Source organism: Rhodospira trueperi (genome assembly GCF_900101965.1).
GTDB lineage: Bacteria > Pseudomonadota > Alphaproteobacteria > Rhodospirillales > Rhodospirillaceae > Rhodospira > Rhodospira trueperi.
Genome location: NZ_FNAP01000001.1, coordinates 41,787 through 58,477, shown reverse-complemented (window position 1 = coordinate 58,477; position 16,691 = coordinate 41,787). Strand labels below are relative to the sequence as shown.

Here is a 16,691-nt window from a genome sequence, read left to right as displayed (position 1 = left end):
GGACCGGCGCTCGTGATCCCAGACCTCGCCGCGCGCCACCGCGTTCACCCGCATCCGGCGGCCGTCCGGACGGATGCCCAACTTGTCCAGGACCCACAGCGAGGCCGTGTTCTCGGGTTGCGCGCTGGCGAACACCTCGGCCAGGTCCAGGGGTTCGAACGCCAGCGTCAGCATGGCCCGGGCGGCCTCGGCCGCCAGTCCGCGTCCCCGATAGGGCTCGCCGATCCAGTAGCCCAGTTCGGCGGCCGGCCAGCTGCCGTTCCAGTTCAGGCCGACCGCGCCCATCACGGTCCCGGTGGTGCGGTCGGTCATCAGCAGCGAAACGGCCGTGCCCTCGGCGCGGAGACCAGCTTCCAGACTGATCCAGGCGTACGCGTCCTCCAACCCATAGGGATGGGGAATCCGCCCGGTGTAGCGGGCCACCGACCACGCCCCGGCCAGATCGGCGAGGACCGAAGCGTCCTCGGCCACCGGCGGACGCAGGATCATGCGGTCGGTCACCAGCGGCAAGGCGGCCTCGCAGCCGCCCTCGGCCAGCCGCGCGGCCAGGGCGCGCGCCGTGTCCGGATCCAGGGCAGAGGCGTCAGCTTCGGTAATCGGCATTGATGTCGATATATCCATGCGTCAGGTCGCAGGTCCAGACGGTGGCCGCACCGCCGCCGATGCCCACGTCCACCTCGATGAGGATCTCACGGCCCTTCATGTGCGCCGCCACGGGCGTTTCGTCGTAGCCCGGCACGGCCAGCCCGGCCTCGCAGACCTGGAAGCCGCCGATGCGGATGGCGAGGCGGTCGCGGTCGGCCTTCTCCCCGGCCTTGCCCACCGCCATGACGATGCGGCCCCAATTGGCGTCGGCCCCGGCGATGGCCGTCTTGACCAGGGGCGAGTTGCCGATGGCCAGCCCGATGCGCCGCGCCGCGCGGGCGGTCTCGGCGCCGCAAACACGGATTTCCACGAACCGGGTGGCGCCCTCCCCGTCCCGCACCACCTGATGGGCGAGGTCCAGCAACAGCCCGTTCAACGCCGCGCGGAACGGGGCCAGAGCCGGGTCGTCGGCGGACGTGACGGCCGGATGGGCGGCCTTGCCGGTGGCGAACAGGAGCAGGGTGTCGGACGTCGAGGTGTCGCCGTCCACCGTGATGCTGTTGAACGAGGCATCGGCCGCCGGCCGCAACAGCGCGTCCAGCACGGCGGCGGGCAGCGCCGCGTCCGTCGCCACATAGGCCAGCATGGTCGCCATGTCCGGCGCGATCATGCCCGAGCCCTTGGCGATCCCCGACAGGCGCACGGGCACGCCGCCGATCTCGGTCTCGGCCGTGGCGGTCTTCGGGTAGGTGTCGGTGGTCATGATGGCCCGCGCCGCCGCGCCCCAGGCGTCGGGGCGGGCGTCGGCGGCCATGTCCGGCAGCGGCCCGGTGATGCGCTCGTCGGGCAGAAATTCGCCGATGGTGCCGGTGGAGGAGACGAACACCTCCTCCGGTTCGCACCCGGCCACGGCGGCGGCGGCGACGGTGATGTTTTCCACCGACGACACCCCCCGCAGGCCGGTGAAGGCGTTGGCGTTGCCCGAGTTGACCACCAGGGCGCGGGCGGACCCGCCCCGCAGACCGCTGGCGCACCTCTCGACCGGCGCCGAGCGGGTGGCCGATTGGGTCAGCACCCCGGCCACGGTGGTGCCGGGGTCGAACAGCGCCAACAGCACGTCGGTACGCTGCTGGTAGCGCACGCCGCAGGCGCGGGTGGCGAGGCGGACGCCTGGGATGGGCGTGGGTTCGATGATGACGGCGGGCGCGAGGGGGGAGACGGGGGTGGTCATGGTCGCTGGTCGTCTCGTTTTGTCTTTTTGCTGAAGGACAGTAGGCTCGGACAGCGCTTCCCGGACTCCTCCCCCCTTCGGGGGGAGGTTGGGTGGGGGGCGAGTTGATTTCCGCGCGGATCCCGCTTGCCGCATCAACCCCACCCCAACCCTCCCCTATCCAGGGGAGGGAGTCCGGTTTGCGCTTATGTCACCCGCCAGACGTTTACGGAAGGGGCCGCGCTCCATCCCGTTCCACACGGAGATTCGCAGTCATTACAGGACACGTGTCGACATCGGGCTGAAAGACCGGCGGCGCGGCCCCGGAGGGAACCGCGCCGCGCAGCAGGCCCTATGGTATCCACAGGTGTCTTGCTGCAAGATCGGAGTCTCAGGCCCGGCGACACAATGACCCGTCATTGCGAACCCACGTCGCAAGACGAGGGCGAAGCAATCCAGGGCGTAGGACAGCATTCATTCGCTCTGGATTGCCCCGATTCTTGATTTGGGCTACGCTCCTCGCAATGACGAACTCCAGAAAAACCCTGTGGACCAAATCGGCACCGCAGCGTAGGGAGTCGAGGACAAGGCCTACTCGGCTTCAGCCTTCGGCACCACGTCCTCGATGGGCGTAGTTTCGATCTCGGCCTCGGCGCGCAGGTCCTCGACCAGCGACTCGATGGTGTCCTGGGCGATTTCGGTGGTGAGCTGATTGCGCACCTGCTCCAGGCTGGGCTGTTCGGCCATGCGGCGGTCGGTCACGGTGATGACGTGCCAGCCGAACTGGGTCTGCACCGGCTCGGTGGTGAAGGCGCCGGCCTCCAGGTCGAAGGCGGCGGCGGCGAACGGCTCGACCATCTGGCCGTTGCGCCGGAAGTAGCCCAGATCGCCACCGTTCGGCGCCGACGGGCCCGTCGACTCGGCCTTGGCCAGCTCGGCGAAGTCGGCGCCGTCCTCAAGCTGCTCGATGAGAGCGCGGGCCTCTTCCTCGGTCTCCACCAAGATATGGGAGGCCTTGACCTCTTCCTCCGGCGGATGCTCGGCCTTGAACGCCTCGTAGCGGGCCTGGATCGCCTCCTCGGTGGCGGCGTCCTCCACCATCTTGGTCAGATAGACGCTACGGACGATCTCGTCGCGCACGGCGTTCAGGCGCTCCGCCACGTCGGGGTGATCGGCGAAGCCCTCGGCCTTGGCCTTGTCCGCGATCAACTGGCCCTCAATCAGATGATTGAGGATGGACTCGTACAGCATCGGCAGTGGCACCTGCATAAGCTGCGGATCGCGCGCGCGCATACGCTCGACCTGTTCCATGGTGATCTCGAAGCCGTTGACGCGGGCGACCACGGTGTTGGGGTCGATCTCGGAACCGGACTGGGCGAACGCGGGCGCAGCAAGCGCGGCGAGAGACACGCCGGCCGCGAATGCCAGGGCACGAGAGAAGGAGCGAGCCATGTCGTGATGTCCTCAATGCAAACGAATCGGTGGGAACGGCACTGCCGTTGAACGCGATGGGCGGCACCCTGACCGCTCCCAGCCCCGGCGTCAACAGCCTGAGCACGGGCGGATCGGGCGCCCCGGGTCTGTTCTGGAGGCCCTTCCGGGCCGTTTCGAGGCTGAAATCGGGCAACCCGGCGCCGCGTTGACAGCCCCGGCCCCGCTCTCTATGTCTTCCCGGTCTTCCGCCCCCGCCCGGGGACGGCCCCGTGCCGCGCGGTGTCTTCGTCGTTTCTCTTCTCCTCGCCTCTCCGCTCCCGAAGGACTTCATCCATGTTCGGCGTCATTGCCCGAAAAGTGTTCGGTACCGCCAACGATCGCTACATCAAGGGGCTCGGGAAGACCGTCGCCGCCATCAACGATCTGGAGCCGGAGCTGGAAGCCCTCTCCGACGACGCCCTGAGGGAGCGAACGGCGTGGTTCCGCCAGCGCCTGGACCAGGGCGAGACGCTCGACGATCTGCTGATCGAGGCGTTCGCCACCGTCCGCGAGGGCGCCAAGCGCACCCTGGGCCAGCGCCACTACGACGTCCAGCTCATGGGCGGCATGGTGCTGCATCAGGGCAAGATCGCCGAGATGAAGACCGGTGAGGGCAAGACGCTGGTCTCCACGCTGGCCGTGTACCTGAACGCGCTGAACGGCCGAGGCGTTCATGTGGTGACCGTCAACGACTATCTGGCCCAGCGCGACGCCGCGTGGATGGGCCAAGTCTACACCTTTCTCGGCCTGACGGTCGGCTGCATCACCCATGGCCTGACCGACGCCGAACGCCGTGAGCAGTACGCCCGCGACGTGACCTATGGCACCAACAACGAACTCGGCTTCGACTATCTGCGCGACAACATGAAGTTCCGTCTGGAGGACATGGTCCAGCGGGATTTCAGCTTCGCCATCGTCGACGAAGTGGACAGCATTCTCATCGACGAGGCGCGCACACCACTCATCATCTCCGGCATGGCGGAGGACAGCACCGACCTTTACGCCAAGGTGGACAAGCTGATCCCCCGCCTGACCGAGGAGCATTATGAGAAGGACGAGAAGCAGCGCTCGGTCAACCTGACCGAGGAGGGCACGGAATACGCCGAACAGCTTCTCCAGGAGATGGGGCTGATCTCGTCCGGCAACCTGTATGACCTGTCCAACGTCTCGCTGGTGCACCACCTGAACCAGGCCCTGCGCGCCCACACCCTGTTCGAGCGCGACGTGCACTACATGGTCAAGGACGGCAAGATCGTCATCATCGACGAGTTCACCGGTCGCGCCATGGAGGGCCGGCGCTACTCCGAGGGCCTGCATCAGGCGCTGGAGGCCAAGGAGAGTGTGACGGTCCAGAACGAGAACCAGACGCTGGCCTCGATCACCTTCCAGAACTTCTTCCGCCTGTATCCCAAGCTGGCCGGCATGACCGGCACGGCGATGACGGAGGCCGGGGAGTTCGCCGAAATCTACAGCCTGGAGGTGGTGGACCTGCCCACCAACAGGCCGATGGTCCGCCAGGATTTGGACGATCAGGTCTACCGCACGGCGCGGGAGAAGTACGACGCCATCGTCAGCCTGATCGAGGACTGCCAGAAGAACGGCCAGCCGGTTCTGGTCGGCACGGTCTCCATCGAGAAATCCGAATTCATCGCCCAGATGCTGCGAAAGACCAGGGGCGTCAAGCCCAACGTTTTGAACGCCCGTCACCACGAGCAGGAAGCCCTGATCATCGCCGACGCCGGCGTGCCCGGCGCGGTGACGATCGCCACCAACATGGCCGGGCGCGGCACGGACATCCAGCTCGGCGGCAACCTGGACATGCGCCTTGCCCACGAGGTCCCCGCCGACCTGGAGGGCGAGGCCCGGGACCAGCGCATCCAGGCCATCCGCGACGAGGTGGCGGCGCGCCGGACGCAGGCGCTCAAGGCCGGCGGCCTGATGGTCATCGGCACCGAGCGTCACGAAAGCCGGCGCATCGACAACCAGTTGCGCGGCCGGTCCGGCCGCCAGGGCGACCCCGGCGCGTCGCAGTTCTTCCTGTCCCTGGAAGACGACCTGATGCGCATCTTCGGCACCGACCGCATGGACGGCATGCTGCGCCGCCTCGGCCTGGAGGAAGGCGAGGCCATCGAGCACCCCTGGATCAACAAGGCGCTTGAGAAAGCCCAGCAGAAGGTCGAGGCGCGCAACTTCGACATCCGTAAGAACCTGCTGCGCTTCGACGACGTCATGAACGACCAGCGCAAGGTGATCTATGAGCAGCGCCGCGACCTGATGAACGCGTCGGATGTCCGCGAGACCATCTCCGACATGCGCCGCGAGGTCGTGGAGGGCATGGTGCCCCGGCACATGCCGCCCAAGGCCATGCCCGACGAATGGGACATGGCCGGACTGCATGATGACTGTATGCGTCTGCTCGCCCTGGACCTGCCGTGCGAGGACTGGCGCGACGAGGAAGGCATCGCCGAAGCGGAGATCGAGGAGCGCATTCTTCAGGCCGCCGAACAGGCCATGGCCCAGAAGGCCGCGCGGTTCGGCCCCGAGACCCTGCGCATGGTCGAGAAGAGTATCCTGCTGCAACTGCTCGACCAGATCTGGAAGGAACACCTGTTGCAACTGGACCACCTGCGCCAGGGCATTTCCCTGCGCGCCTATGGCCAGCGCGACCCCCTGAACGAGTACAAGCAGGAAGCCTTCGCCTTGTTCGAGGCCATGTTGGAGACCCTACGCGAGCGCGTCACGCAGTACGTCTCCCACGTCGAGATCCGCGAAGCCCCGCCCGAGGACGCCCTGGTGCCGCGATCCGCGCCGACGCGCATGCAGGCCCATCACGACAAACCGGAACCGGCCGTCGGCGGCGGCGCGCCGGAAGGGGAAGGATTGCGCGCGGCGGAACCCGCCGTCAGCCATGTGGACCCTAAATCCCGCGACCCCAATGACCCTTCAACCTGGGGCAAGGTCGGCCGCAACGAGCCCTGCCCCTGCGGCTCCGGCAAGAAGTACAAACACTGCCACGGCAACGTGGCCTGATGTCGGCGCGACGCCACCGATTTCGTGCCGTGTTATAGCACCAATAAAATTGTCTGCAATTTACTATAGTCTTGCCATCATTAGCCGTCGCATTGACGATCGTCCGGCTTGGTCTTGCGTCCCTGCGCATCGTCTGATAGTGTGAGCGACGATGGACTCTTGTCGGTCGGAACGGCAACCACGCCGGGAGTCCAGTCGGTTCCCGAAGCACAGGACACCGGATCAGGAGACGGGACGATGAGCATAGCGTCCGTTGCCGGAGGAACACTCCTCGCCCAGGCCGCCAATATGATGTCCACGCAGACGGCCATGTTGCGCATCTCCGCCGACGCAGAACAGTCCGTGGTCGCGATGCTGGAACAGGCCAGCGGTCAGGCTCAGGCGCCGTCCCAGGCGGTCACGCCGGCGGCCGGCGCGGGCAAGGGCGCCGCGGTGGACATCCTGGTCTGAACGGTCCCGGATCGGCGGACGCCCCACCTCAGCAGCGTGCCCTGTGACTGAACAGGACGAACCGAGGACAGCATGGCCGAAGTCACAGGCGTTTCCGGATCATCGGCACCGCCCATCCGAAGCGGGGCTGTGCGCCCCGTCCCCACCGTCGACGAAAACCCCGGCGGCGGCCAGGGCGGCGCGGCGCCGGCTCGGTCCACCGCCGAATCCACGGACTCCCAGCGCCCTCCGGTGATCCGCTTCGAGGGTCAGGACCTGGATCCGACCGCGCCGCGTGGCACGTACCTGGATATCGTGGTATAAGCGCCGGGTTCCTGGTCTCGACGAACGGCCCCGGCCGTTCGGGCCATCGCATCGGTGACCGTCGGGTGAGCGTTGACCGCATCCACAAGACCTATTTCACGTCCGTCCCCGGGGGCAGCCGGGGCGCGGGACCAACCGTGCGGATGGTCCCCGAGGGCGACGACCGCGAGCGGCTCGTTTGCACCGAATGCGGCTACGTCCGCTATGACAACCCCAAGATCATCGTCGGCGCCGTCTGTACGTGGGAGGAGCGCTACCTCATGGTTCGCCGCGCCATTCCGCCACGCGAGGGGCTGTGGTGCCTGCCCAGCGGGTTCATGGAACTGGGCGAAAGCTCCGAGGAGGGCGCGGCCCGCGAGGTCTGGGAAGAGGCCCGCGCGCGGGTCACCCTGACGGACCTGCTGGCGCTGTACAACCTGTCGCACATCAGTCAGGTGCATCTGATCTACCGGGGACACATGCGCTCGCCCGACTGCGCGGCGGGGCCGGAAAGCCTGGAGGTGGCCTTGATGGATTGGGAGCATCTGCCGTGGGGTGAGTTGGCCTACCCCAACGTGGCCTGGGCGTTACGCCAGCACCGCGCCATGCGCGGACGCGCCGACTTCGCGCCGCTGGGAGTGCCCGCCGAGGATGCCGCCGGCCCCTGACCACCCTGAAGGGCGAGCATGCCAAAGGCTCCAAGCTTCCCGTTTCGCTTCCTTGCGTTGTCGCGCGCGCCGCTCTACCATCGGGCTCACTGCCTGGGGGGATCACGCGGGCGTGGCGGAATTGGTAGACGCAAGCGACTTAAAATCGCTTGGGCTTTCCCGTGCCGGTTCGAGTCCGGCCGCCCGCACCACCTCCATATCATCGGCCCAACACAAGCATCGACGGCCGCCCGCTGGGCCTCAGCCGTCGGTCACGCCGGCTCCCGGGGTGTCGCGGCGTCCAGCCTCGGCACCGGATCGTCCGGGAAGAACAGCGTGAAGGTCGCCCCCTCGCCCGGTCGGCTGTCCAAGGTGACGGTACCGCCGTGCTCATCCATCAGCGCCTTGACCAGTGACAGGCCTAGACCCGTGCCCTCGATTTTCCGGGTCTCAACATTGATGACCCGGCCGTAAGCGGAAAACACAAGGTCCTGATAGTCCTTGCCGATGCCGATCCCGGTGTCGGAGACGTAGATCTCCACGCCACCGCCCCCCGCCCGGGCCCCGACGCGGACCTCGCCACCCGGCGGTGTATACTTGATGGCGTTGGACAGCAGATTGTTCAATATCTGCCGCAGCGCCCGCTGATCAGCCGTCACGGCGGGAATATCCGTGGGACAGCTGCGGTGGAGCTTCAGGGTCCGTTCGCTCGCCCGTTCCCTGAAAAGGTGGGCACAGGCGGCGATTTCCGCCTGGGTGTCGAGCGCCGCCGGCTCCAACTCCATGCGGCCGGACTCGATCCGCGCCAGATCGAGCAGATCGTTGACCAGATCGCGCAGGTGGCAACCGCTGTCTTGGATGTCCCGGGCGTAGGTCTTGTATCGCTGCTGCCCCAGGGGACCGAACACCTCCTCGCTCAACACCTCCGAGAACCCGAGAATGGCATTCAGCGGCGTGCGGATCTCGTGGCTCATCGACGCCAGGAACTCCGATTTCGCCACATTGGCGGCGTCGGCCTGAATGCGGGCCTGCTCCGCGCGCTCCTTGGCCCGCGCCAGTTCGTCGGCGCGATCTTCCAAAGCCGCCTTCTGCTCGGAGACCTGATCCATCAGCGTGTTGAAGGCCTCCCTCAATCCGGCCAACTCGCGCACCTGGAAACGAGGAGTCTCAAGGTGCCCGCCCTTCTGATCGGCATGGGCCAGTTGCGTCATGACGTCGGACAGGGCCTGGATCGGGCGCACCACCAGAAACCGCACGGTGACGAAGAGCGCCGCAAAAATGATCACCATGGCGCCGAGGAACCCCATGAAGGCGGTGCCCGTCACGAACCCAAGCGGTTCCTTGAGACTATCCATCGCAAAGCGGATGTCCATGACCCCGTTGATGGTCTCGCCGATGTCGCCGACATGGCAGGCCTTGCATTCCTCCACCACCGTCAACGGACGCAGGAAACGGAGTTCATCGCCATCGCGGATCACCCGTTCCCGCCCGGTTCGGAACGCACGGGCGACTTCGGGGTCGTTGTCGCGCACGCCGTTCCAGCTTGGGGCCTCGCCGAACTGCCCCTCGACCGTGACACCCCGAATCAGACGGATGCTCGCGGCCTCCATCCTGTCGTTCAGACGCTCGACGATGCTCGCAAGCTCGCCGGGCCTCGGGCCATGGCGCATGGTGGTGTAGACATGTTCGAACACTTGCTCGGAAGTCGCCCGGGCGCGAGATTCCGCCAGGGCCAAGACAGACGTCTCTTCCTGCGTTCGGACCAGCCAGAAAACAGCCGCTTCAGAGCACAGAACCGCCACGATCACGACGACGGCCAACCAATGGGTGATTGTCCACGACGCCTTCATGCGTCCAATCTTTCACAATCTTGTCGGAGCGCGAAACCACCCCGAACACATCCGCGGTAGTCCCCGCACGAACTGGCGGTCAATGCGGCGATGCCTCCTCTGCCCGTCCATAGAAGCGGGGAAAGACGCGGGCCAATCCGTGATCGTATCATCGGGTGCCGACGGCCGCAGCCTCCCATTTGGCATAAGTTATTACAATTTTAAAATACATCTGCGCGATTGTCTTTTGTTTTGGTTGAAAAAACGTCGCCCCGAAGCCTTTTCCCCACCGCGCGGGGGTGATACCAACACAGGATCGTGAGTCGGCGCCCCGTCGCGGGCTCTCTCCGTCTGTCCCACAATGCAGGACCGTTCATGACGTCCCCGCCCCCGTCCTCCGCCGCCGCCGGCCCCACCGTGGCCCTGTTCGTGACCTGTCTCGCCGATCTGTTCCGCCCCACGGCTGCGTTCGCGGCCCTGCGCCTGCTGGAACGGGCCGGCTGCACGGTGACGGTTCCGCCGCGCCAGACATGCTGCGGTCAGCCCGCCTTCACCAACGGAGACCGCGACCTCGCCCGCGATCAGGCGTGGTTCATGGTGGAGGCCCTGGAGGCCGAACTGGTGGACTATGTGGTGGCGCCGTCGGGGTCCTGCGCCAGCCACATCCGCCACCACTATCCCGCCCTGCTGGAGCATGATCCGGACATGGTGAAGCGGGCGCGCCATCTGTCCAAGAAGACGTATGAACTGACGTCGTTCCTGGTGGATATTCTGGGATGGACGGACGTCGAGGCTCGCCTGGACGCCACCGTGACCTATCACGACACCTGTTCCGGCCTGCGGGAGCTTGGCATCCACGACCAGCCCCGCGCGCTGCTGGCCAAGGTCGCCGGCCTTGACGTCAAGGAGCTGTCCGCGCCCGAGGAATGTTGCGGCTTCGGCGGCTCGTTCACCCTGAAGTACCCGGAGATTTCGGGCCGCATGGTCACAGACAAAGCCGAGAACATCGAGGCCACAGGCGCTGACATGATCTTGGGCGGCGACATGGGGTGCCTGCTCAACATCGCCGGCATGCTGAAGCGGCGCGGCAGCGCGGTTCAGGTCCGCCACGTCGCCGAGGTGCTGGCCGGCATGACCGACGGCCCAGCCATCGGCGAGCCGTCCGAAAACCGCTGACATCGCCCAGGCCAAGGAAGGCGCCCCCATGCACGTGAGCAGCCGCCAGTTCAAGGACAACGCCCGTAAGGCCGTCACGGACGATAACCTGCGCCAGTCGCTGGCCACCATGAAGACCGGCTTCCGCGCCCGGCGCGGCGAGGCGGTGGCCGCTCTGCCGGAGTTCGAGGCCCTGCGCGAGGCCGGCCGGGCGATGAAAAACCATACTCTTGAGAACCTCGATCACTATCTGGAGCGGTTCGAGGCCAAGGTCATCGAAAGCGGCGGGCACGTCCATTGGGCGCCCGACGCCGAGGCCGCCCGCCGCGCGGTGTTGGGCATCTGCCGCGCCCATGGCGCCAAACTGGTCACCAAGGGCAAGTCCATGGTGACCGAGGAAATCGAGCTGAACGCCTTTCTCGAAAAGAATGACATCGAGTCGGTTGAAACGGACCTGGGCGAGTACATCATCCAGTTGCGCCAGGAACAGCCCAGCCACATCATCGCGCCCGCGATTCATGTCCGGAAATCGGAAGTGGCCGACCTGTTCCGCGAGCATCACGCAGGATTGCCGGCCGATCGGCCGCTGGACGAGCCGCGCGCCCTGCTGGACGAGGCGCGCGCGGTCTTGCGCGAGCGCTTCCTGTCCGCCGATGTGGGCATCACCGGCGCCAACATGCTGGTCGCCGAGACCGGCTCGACCGTCATCGTCACCAACGAAGGCAACGGCGATCTGACCCAGCTCCTGCCCCGGGTTCACGTCGTCGTGACCAGTATCGACAAAGTGGTGCCAACCCTGGAGGACGCCGCGACCGTCCTGCGCCTGTTGGCGCGGTCGGCCACCGGCCAACCCATGGCCACGTACACCACGCTGGCCACGGGGCCGCGCCGCGAGGGCGATCCCGATGGCCCGGCGCATTTCCATGTCGTACTGGTGGACAACGGCCGTTCCGCCCTTCTGGACTCGCCGTACCGTGAGGTGCTGCGCTGCATCCGCTGCGCCGCCTGCATCAATCACTGCCCGATTTATGGCGCCGTCGGCGGCCATGCCTACGGCTCGGTCTATCCGGGCCCAATCGGGTCCGTCCTGACGCCCGCCCTGTCCTCTCTGGAGGATGCCGGCAGCCTGCCCAATGCCTCGACCCTGTGCGGCCGTTGCGAGGCCGTCTGCCCGATGAAGATCCCCCTGCCCCGCATGCTCCGCCAATGGCGGGAGGAAGAGGTGCACCGCTCGTTGACGCCGGAGAGCGCGCGCCGCATCATGACCGCGTGGTCATTCGCGGCCCGCCATCCGGGCGTCTACCGGCTTGGCACGTCCCTCGCGGGTCGGGCCTTACGCTTCCTCGGAGGGCGCCGGGGCAGCCTGCGCCGGGTGCCGCTGGCCGGGGAATGGACGCGCGTGCGCGATCTGCCCGCCCCCGAGCCCGGGGAGCCCTTCATGGCGCGTTACAAACGCAAGAAAAAGCCCTAGGATCGAAATCGTCCTCTCAACTGCGGGATCATCAGATACGATGGCGCGTTCTTCCCGGGCGGCGCAGGATTATCGCCTCCACGAACGTCTCACCGAAGCCTACATGGCGGATCGAATCCGCATTCATGTGGATTTCAACCGGCTCAACAGAACCGGATCGCCGGTGTTCGACCCGTGGGAAAACGTGGTTCCGCTGGTGACGCTGATTCTTGGCAGTCTGGCGATCATGCCGTTCGATCTCGTGGCCGGCACGGTCGCCCTGGTGGTCGCCATGTTCGGCTACGCTTTTCTGGTCAGACCCTGGGTGGCGGATCGACTGCGCAAGCGAACCATTGAAAACATGCTCAGAAATGCGCACAACTGGCAGGTGCTCTGGTCCTTCGGCGGCGTGGTGGTCACGCTGGTGCAAAACCCGCGTATCGGCGTCGTGGCCCCCGGAGGCGACTGGCGGGGGTTCGCCCGGCGGTTTCAATCCGGTCAGGAACTGGGGCCAGGGTTGGGGGAACGCCCGGGAAGCGCTCCACCAGGCGACAGAACGACCTAACGGATCCGTTCGGCGCGCCGACAGGGCTTGGGTCCAAGAGGGATGGGTGATCCTGGACGGTTGGCCCGCCCGGACGCCACCTGATCCCGATCACTGAACCCTGAGGAGACCGCCGCCGTGAGCAGCAGGCCCCGCGACACCATTCTTGCCGGCATTCGCGCCGCCCTGAAACGGCCGACGGATCCCGAGGACATTTCCACCGATGCCGTCGACGACCGCCTGAGGAGCCGGGCCGCCCAGGTGGTTCCGGCCATTGCCCGTGGCACCCGCTCGGAGTTGGTCAACCGCTTCATCGCCAATGCCGAGACCGCCGGGGCCGCCGTGACCCGCACCGCGCCCGACGGGATGGCTGACGCCGTGGTCGCGGTGCTCGGCGAAAGCGCAGTATCGGGCCGGGTGGCCGTGGCGGCCGATCCGCGCCTTGATTCGGTGGAGGCCTCCGACCGCCTAACCGTGGAACGACGCGGCACGCCGTCCGGCGACGATGTCATCGCGGTCGGCCACGCCATGGCCGGACTGGCCGAGACGGGAACGCTGCTCATGGCGTCCGGCCCCGACAGCCCGTCCAGCCTGAACGTCCTGTCCGACACCCACGTCATCGTCGTGAGAACGTCCGACATCGTCGGCGGTCTGGAGGACGGCTGGGACCGGCTGCGTCAATCCTGTCCCGACGGGATGCTTCCGCGCACCGTTCACCTGATCACGGGGCCGTCCCGAACCGGCGACATCGAACAGACGATCCAGATCGGCGCCCATGGACCCCGCCAGTTGCATGTGATCCTTCTCGACGACGACGCGGATGTCGGCGGGATCTGACCATCGGAGCCGGCGCGGCAGGGGCCTGATCTCGGATTCGGATCTGCGCCTGTGGCAGCAGATCACGCGCAGCGCGACTCCCCTTGCCGGCAATCATCCCTCGACGGAAACGCCGCCCGATCCGCCCGTGCCCCGGGCGGTCGCTCCGCCTCGCTGCCCCACCCCCGCAGCGTCCCCCGCTCCGACCGCGCCACGGGAACGGCCCGACTCCCCGCGCCACGACGGCGCGGGGATCGACCGCCGCACCTATGATCGGTTCCGCCGCGGACGGATGGCCCTCGACGGACGTCTGGACCTGCACGGCATGACCCGCGAGCGCGCCCATCAGGCCCTGACGGTGTTCCTGCATCGCGCCCACGAACGCGGCGCGCGGTGTGTTCTGGTCGTCACCGGGAAAGGCACGGGCCGCGAAGGCGGCGGTGTCCTGCGCCGCGACGTCCCCCTCTGGCTGGGACAGGGCGGGGTGCGGCGGATTGTCCTGTCCACCGCGCCCGCCCAGGCCCGCGACGGCGGCGACGGCGCCCTGTACGTGCTGCTGCGACGCCGCCGCGACTCCGCACAAACCCTGGGCCGCACCTCCTCGTCTTGACGCTCCTCGTGTCGCGATCCTAGATTTGCCGCAACTGGATCGACATCGGCGCCCGAACATCGGGAGGCCCGTTCTGACCCGCTTCCTTTCAAAGGACACGCTTCATGAAACACGTTTCCGATTCCTCGTTCGAAGAGGACGTTCTGAAGGCCGACGCGCCGGTTCTGGTTGATTTCTGGGCCGAATGGTGCGGCCCCTGCCGCCAGATCGCGCCCGCGCTGGAGGAAATGGACCAGTCCATGGGCGAGCGCGTGACGGTCGCCAAGATCAACATCGACGAAAACCCCGGTACGCCCAACAAGTACGGCGTTCGGGGCATTCCGACGCTGATGGTCTTCAAGGACGGGCAGGTGATCGCCACCAAGATCGGCGCCCTTCCGAAGAGCAAGCTGTTCGAGTGGGTGGAGTCGGTGATCTAAGCCGCGCGCGGTCACGGGAGGGGTGGCTTGCCCGAAGGGCGGCGCCCCCCCTACCGCCGGCTGTACTTGCCCACCACGAGATGCACACTGACCAGATCCTCGCGGGGCACCTCGAATTCACGCGCCGGATTGAACTGGCGCAGGCGCACGCCGCGCTCGTCCAGACGCAAGAGACGCTTGACCAGCGCCGCCTCGCCGGTTCCGGCGCGCACGATGACCAGAACATCCTGCCCCGGCAGGGGAGGCCGCGTGGGATGACACAGGATCATGTCTCCGGGCTCGAAGGCCGGGGACATGCTCTCCCCGATCATATAAAAGCCGAATCCGTTCCTCACGCCCATCAGGGGACCCGGCCGCCGGGCCCACTCGATGGGATCATAGCTGACGATCATTTCCCCGTCCGGCCCGCCCAGGGCTGACCCGTACACTGGAAAATCGCGGTCCCCGACCAGCCCGTCCGTGGTCAAGTCGCCGATCTCCACATCATCCTCTCGGCAGGAAACTGACGCCCCGTCCTCGCCCCCTCCCGATGGAGAAGACGCACTCGGCTCAAGCGTTGTCTCTGGTACATTCTGCACCGCACTCACCCCATCAACCTGTCCCGTCAGGCTGCCGCCGAACTGCAGCCACGCCGGCGGCACGCCGAACGCGGCCGCGTACTGCTCGACCTTGTCGACCCGCAGGTTGCGCTGCCCGTTCTCATGGCTCTTGTAAGTATTGACATTCCAGCCGAATCGAAGGGCGGCGTCGGTCGCGGTCTTGAAGCCGGCGACGGCGCGAGCCTGTTTGAGTCTGTCAGCGGGCGTGTCCATGGTGCCCAGTGTACCACGGTACGCTCGGTGTTTCCACTTGACCGACGCGGTACATTTTGCACCCTGAGAGGAGAACATTTCATGAACGACCGCGCACCCCACCCAAGCCCTGGCATCCCGTCCGGGTCCCAAGGCGACACCCGACGATCCACGCGAGGACCACCCCCCGATGTTCGATTGCCCGCCTTCTCTTCCACCGAACCCGGTCATCCAAGTCAACGATGAACCGATTCGACCCCGTCCAGGCCACTCCCTTCCGGTTCAGGCTCGAACGATGCTGGGCCTGCTCATCGAGGCCGCCCAAGACGGCGCCCCGTGCCCCAGCAATTTCGCCCTCATGGACGCCCTGAACCTGGCCAGCCCGGACGGGGTACGGAAGAACCTCGCCCTACTTCGACAGGCCGGCCTCATCGCCGTCGAGTCCGAGGGACAGCGTCGACGGATCACTCTTCTGGAGACCGGCGCCCGCACCGATTGGTCCCGCGCCAGCGGTCACGCCCGTGCCGGCGCCGCCTACGCCGAGGGCTGGGGCAACGGTTCGGACGCCATCCTGCTGCGCCTCGCCGACGAGGGCCTTGATCTGGCCACCATGGCGACCCGCCTGGGCCGAACCCCATCCAGCGTGCGCCACCGCCTGCGCCGACTGCGCGCCATCACCGATGCGGCTCTGTCTCCCCCGGTTCCCGAACCGTCCGCCGCGCCGACCGTCCGGTCCGCTTCACCCGACGCAGAGGTGCCGGATCCCGGCCCCATGCGGCGCGACCTGATCACGAACGACTCCGAACGGCCCGACGATGAGCGCGCCCAGATCGCCGCCTTTCTCGCCGCCGGACGCGGGCGAAAGGTTCCGCCGGCCTATGCGGGCGAGGTCCGGGGCGGCCGCCCCCTGACCGGCGTCGCGCCCGTCAGCGCCATGGCCCGGCGGGTCTTGCTGGCCCTGGAGGACACGCCGCGCACCGCCCGGGACCTGTCGGTCCGCGCCCGGGTTGATCCGCTGCTGATGTCGGAAATCCTCCAGGAACTCCAGGGCGCGGGGCTGATTGAACGACACCGCGCCCAACGTCGCCCCGCCAACACGCCCACCGAAACCCGCGTCGTCCGTACCCCACGCGCCATCGCGGTGATCAAGGCGCTGGGCCTGGATGAGACCCGCCCCGATTCCGCCTCCTGCCCCCCCTGTACAGCATGGAGCATCCCATGAGCCCGTTTCCCGACCGCCGCCGCTCCTGGACCTGGCCCGCCGCCATCGTCGCCGTCGCCGCCCTGGCCGCGCTGAGCGTCGGCGTGGCCACGGGACGGCTGCCCCTGGAGCAGGCGCTCGCCCTCGCCACTGCCCTGATCGGCGGGTAACCTGATTTCTCGCTCCGCATTCCATGATT

16 protein-coding genes, 1 tRNA gene and 1 pseudogene are annotated in these 16,691 nt (G+C 67.1%); 13 read left to right on the top strand and 5 right to left on the bottom strand.

The window, feature by feature from the left end; all coding sequences use genetic code 11:
- Nucleotides 1–84: 84 nt before the first annotated feature.
- From BLS85_RS19755 to BLS85_RS00280, 3 genes and pseudogenes are all read right to left on the bottom strand, one after another.
- Nucleotides 85–489 (bottom strand): annotated as a pseudogene (locus tag BLS85_RS19755) (GNAT family N-acetyltransferase); the annotation flags it as partial.
- A 94-nt stretch (nucleotides 490–583) separates the two neighbouring features.
- On the bottom strand, nucleotides 584–1,816 hold the full coding sequence (gene argJ / locus BLS85_RS00285; RefSeq protein ID WP_092780417.1) for a bifunctional glutamate N-acetyltransferase/amino-acid acetyltransferase ArgJ: 1,233 nt from the start codon (nucleotides 1,814–1,816) through the stop codon (nucleotides 584–586).
- A gap of 570 nt (nucleotides 1,817–2,386) precedes the next feature.
- Nucleotides 2,387–3,247 (bottom strand): peptidylprolyl isomerase, encoded by an 861-nt coding sequence (locus tag BLS85_RS00280; RefSeq protein ID WP_092780414.1) that lies wholly within the window; start codon nucleotides 3,245–3,247, stop codon nucleotides 2,387–2,389.
- Nucleotides 3,248–3,562: 315 nt separating this feature from the next.
- On the opposite strand from BLS85_RS00280, the gene secA reads away from it, so the two are divergent.
- The 5 genes from secA to BLS85_RS00265 all read left to right on the top strand — a co-directional run bounded on the left by secA (nucleotide 3,563) and on the right by BLS85_RS00265 (nucleotide 7,889).
- Complete coding sequence (secA, locus tag BLS85_RS00275) at nucleotides 3,563–6,298, top strand: preprotein translocase subunit SecA (RefSeq protein ID WP_092780411.1); 2,736 nt, start codon at nucleotides 3,563–3,565, stop codon at nucleotides 6,296–6,298.
- A gap of 237 nt (nucleotides 6,299–6,535) precedes the next feature.
- Nucleotides 6,536–6,748: a hypothetical protein gene (locus tag BLS85_RS18520; RefSeq protein WP_143027029.1), complete on the top strand. Its 213-nt coding sequence runs from the start codon at nucleotides 6,536–6,538 to the stop codon at nucleotides 6,746–6,748.
- Between the two features lie 72 nt (nucleotides 6,749–6,820).
- Complete coding sequence (locus BLS85_RS18515) at nucleotides 6,821–7,051, top strand: hypothetical protein (protein WP_143027028.1); 231 nt, start codon at nucleotides 6,821–6,823, stop codon at nucleotides 7,049–7,051.
- Between the two features lie 65 nt (nucleotides 7,052–7,116).
- Nucleotides 7,117–7,698, top strand: coding sequence for an NUDIX hydrolase (locus BLS85_RS00270; protein WP_425438453.1), 582 nt, complete (start codon nucleotides 7,117–7,119; stop codon nucleotides 7,696–7,698).
- A gap of 106 nt (nucleotides 7,699–7,804) precedes the next feature.
- Nucleotides 7,805–7,889, top strand: a tRNA-Leu gene (locus BLS85_RS00265).
- Between the two features lie 60 nt (nucleotides 7,890–7,949).
- On the opposite strand, the gene BLS85_RS00260 is transcribed toward BLS85_RS00265, so the two are convergent.
- On the bottom strand, nucleotides 7,950–9,527 hold the full coding sequence (locus BLS85_RS00260) for a sensor histidine kinase (protein WP_092780405.1): 1,578 nt from the start codon (nucleotides 9,525–9,527) through the stop codon (nucleotides 7,950–7,952).
- A 354-nt stretch (nucleotides 9,528–9,881) separates the two neighbouring features.
- Here BLS85_RS00260 and BLS85_RS00255 point away from each other — a divergent pair, with 354 nt between their 5' ends.
- From BLS85_RS00255 to trxA, 6 genes are all read left to right on the top strand, one after another.
- A complete protein-coding gene (locus tag BLS85_RS00255) occupies nucleotides 9,882–10,682 on the top strand; it encodes a (Fe-S)-binding protein (protein ID WP_092780402.1) in 801 nt (266 codons plus the stop codon).
- Nucleotides 10,683–10,710: 28 nt separating this feature from the next.
- Entirely contained in the window at nucleotides 10,711–12,132 is a 1,422-nt protein-coding gene (locus tag BLS85_RS00250) for a LutB/LldF family L-lactate oxidation iron-sulfur protein (RefSeq protein WP_092780399.1), read from the top strand.
- A gap of 40 nt (nucleotides 12,133–12,172) precedes the next feature.
- Nucleotides 12,173–12,676, top strand: coding sequence for a hypothetical protein (locus BLS85_RS00245; protein ID WP_092780396.1), 504 nt, complete (start codon nucleotides 12,173–12,175; stop codon nucleotides 12,674–12,676).
- Nucleotides 12,677–12,793: 117 nt separating this feature from the next.
- Complete coding sequence (locus BLS85_RS00240) at nucleotides 12,794–13,492, top strand: LutC/YkgG family protein (RefSeq protein ID WP_092780393.1); 699 nt, start codon at nucleotides 12,794–12,796, stop codon at nucleotides 13,490–13,492.
- Nucleotides 13,476–14,081 carry a Smr/MutS family protein gene (locus BLS85_RS00235; RefSeq protein WP_092780390.1) on the top strand — a complete coding sequence of 202 codons (606 nt, stop codon included), beginning with the start codon at nucleotides 13,476–13,478 and terminating at the stop codon, nucleotides 14,079–14,081. Before BLS85_RS00240 ends, BLS85_RS00235 begins: the two co-directional genes overlap by 17 nt.
- Nucleotides 14,082–14,185: 104 nt before the next feature.
- The gene (gene trxA, locus BLS85_RS00230; protein ID WP_092780387.1) at nucleotides 14,186–14,500 is read left to right on the top strand and encodes a thioredoxin TrxA; all 315 of its coding nucleotides are present in this window, start codon (nucleotides 14,186–14,188) and stop codon (nucleotides 14,498–14,500) included.
- Between the two features lie 50 nt (nucleotides 14,501–14,550).
- On the opposite strand, the gene BLS85_RS00225 is transcribed toward trxA, so the two are convergent.
- Nucleotides 14,551–15,312 carry a LexA family transcriptional regulator gene (locus tag BLS85_RS00225; RefSeq protein ID WP_176793221.1) on the bottom strand — a complete coding sequence of 254 codons (762 nt, stop codon included), beginning with the start codon at nucleotides 15,310–15,312 and terminating at the stop codon, nucleotides 14,551–14,553.
- Nucleotides 15,313–15,586: 274 nt separating this feature from the next.
- Here BLS85_RS00225 and BLS85_RS00220 point away from each other — a divergent pair, with 274 nt between their 5' ends.
- Together BLS85_RS00220 and BLS85_RS18975 are read left to right on the top strand one after the other, a co-directional pair.
- Nucleotides 15,587–16,513 carry a helix-turn-helix domain-containing protein gene (locus BLS85_RS00220; protein ID WP_092780381.1) on the top strand — a complete coding sequence of 309 codons (927 nt, stop codon included), beginning with the start codon at nucleotides 15,587–15,589 and terminating at the stop codon, nucleotides 16,511–16,513.
- On the top strand, nucleotides 16,510–16,662 hold the full coding sequence (locus BLS85_RS18975; protein WP_176793220.1) for a hypothetical protein: 153 nt from the start codon (nucleotides 16,510–16,512) through the stop codon (nucleotides 16,660–16,662). Before BLS85_RS00220 ends, BLS85_RS18975 begins: the two co-directional genes overlap by 4 nt.
- Nucleotides 16,663–16,691: the final 29 nt, after the last annotated feature.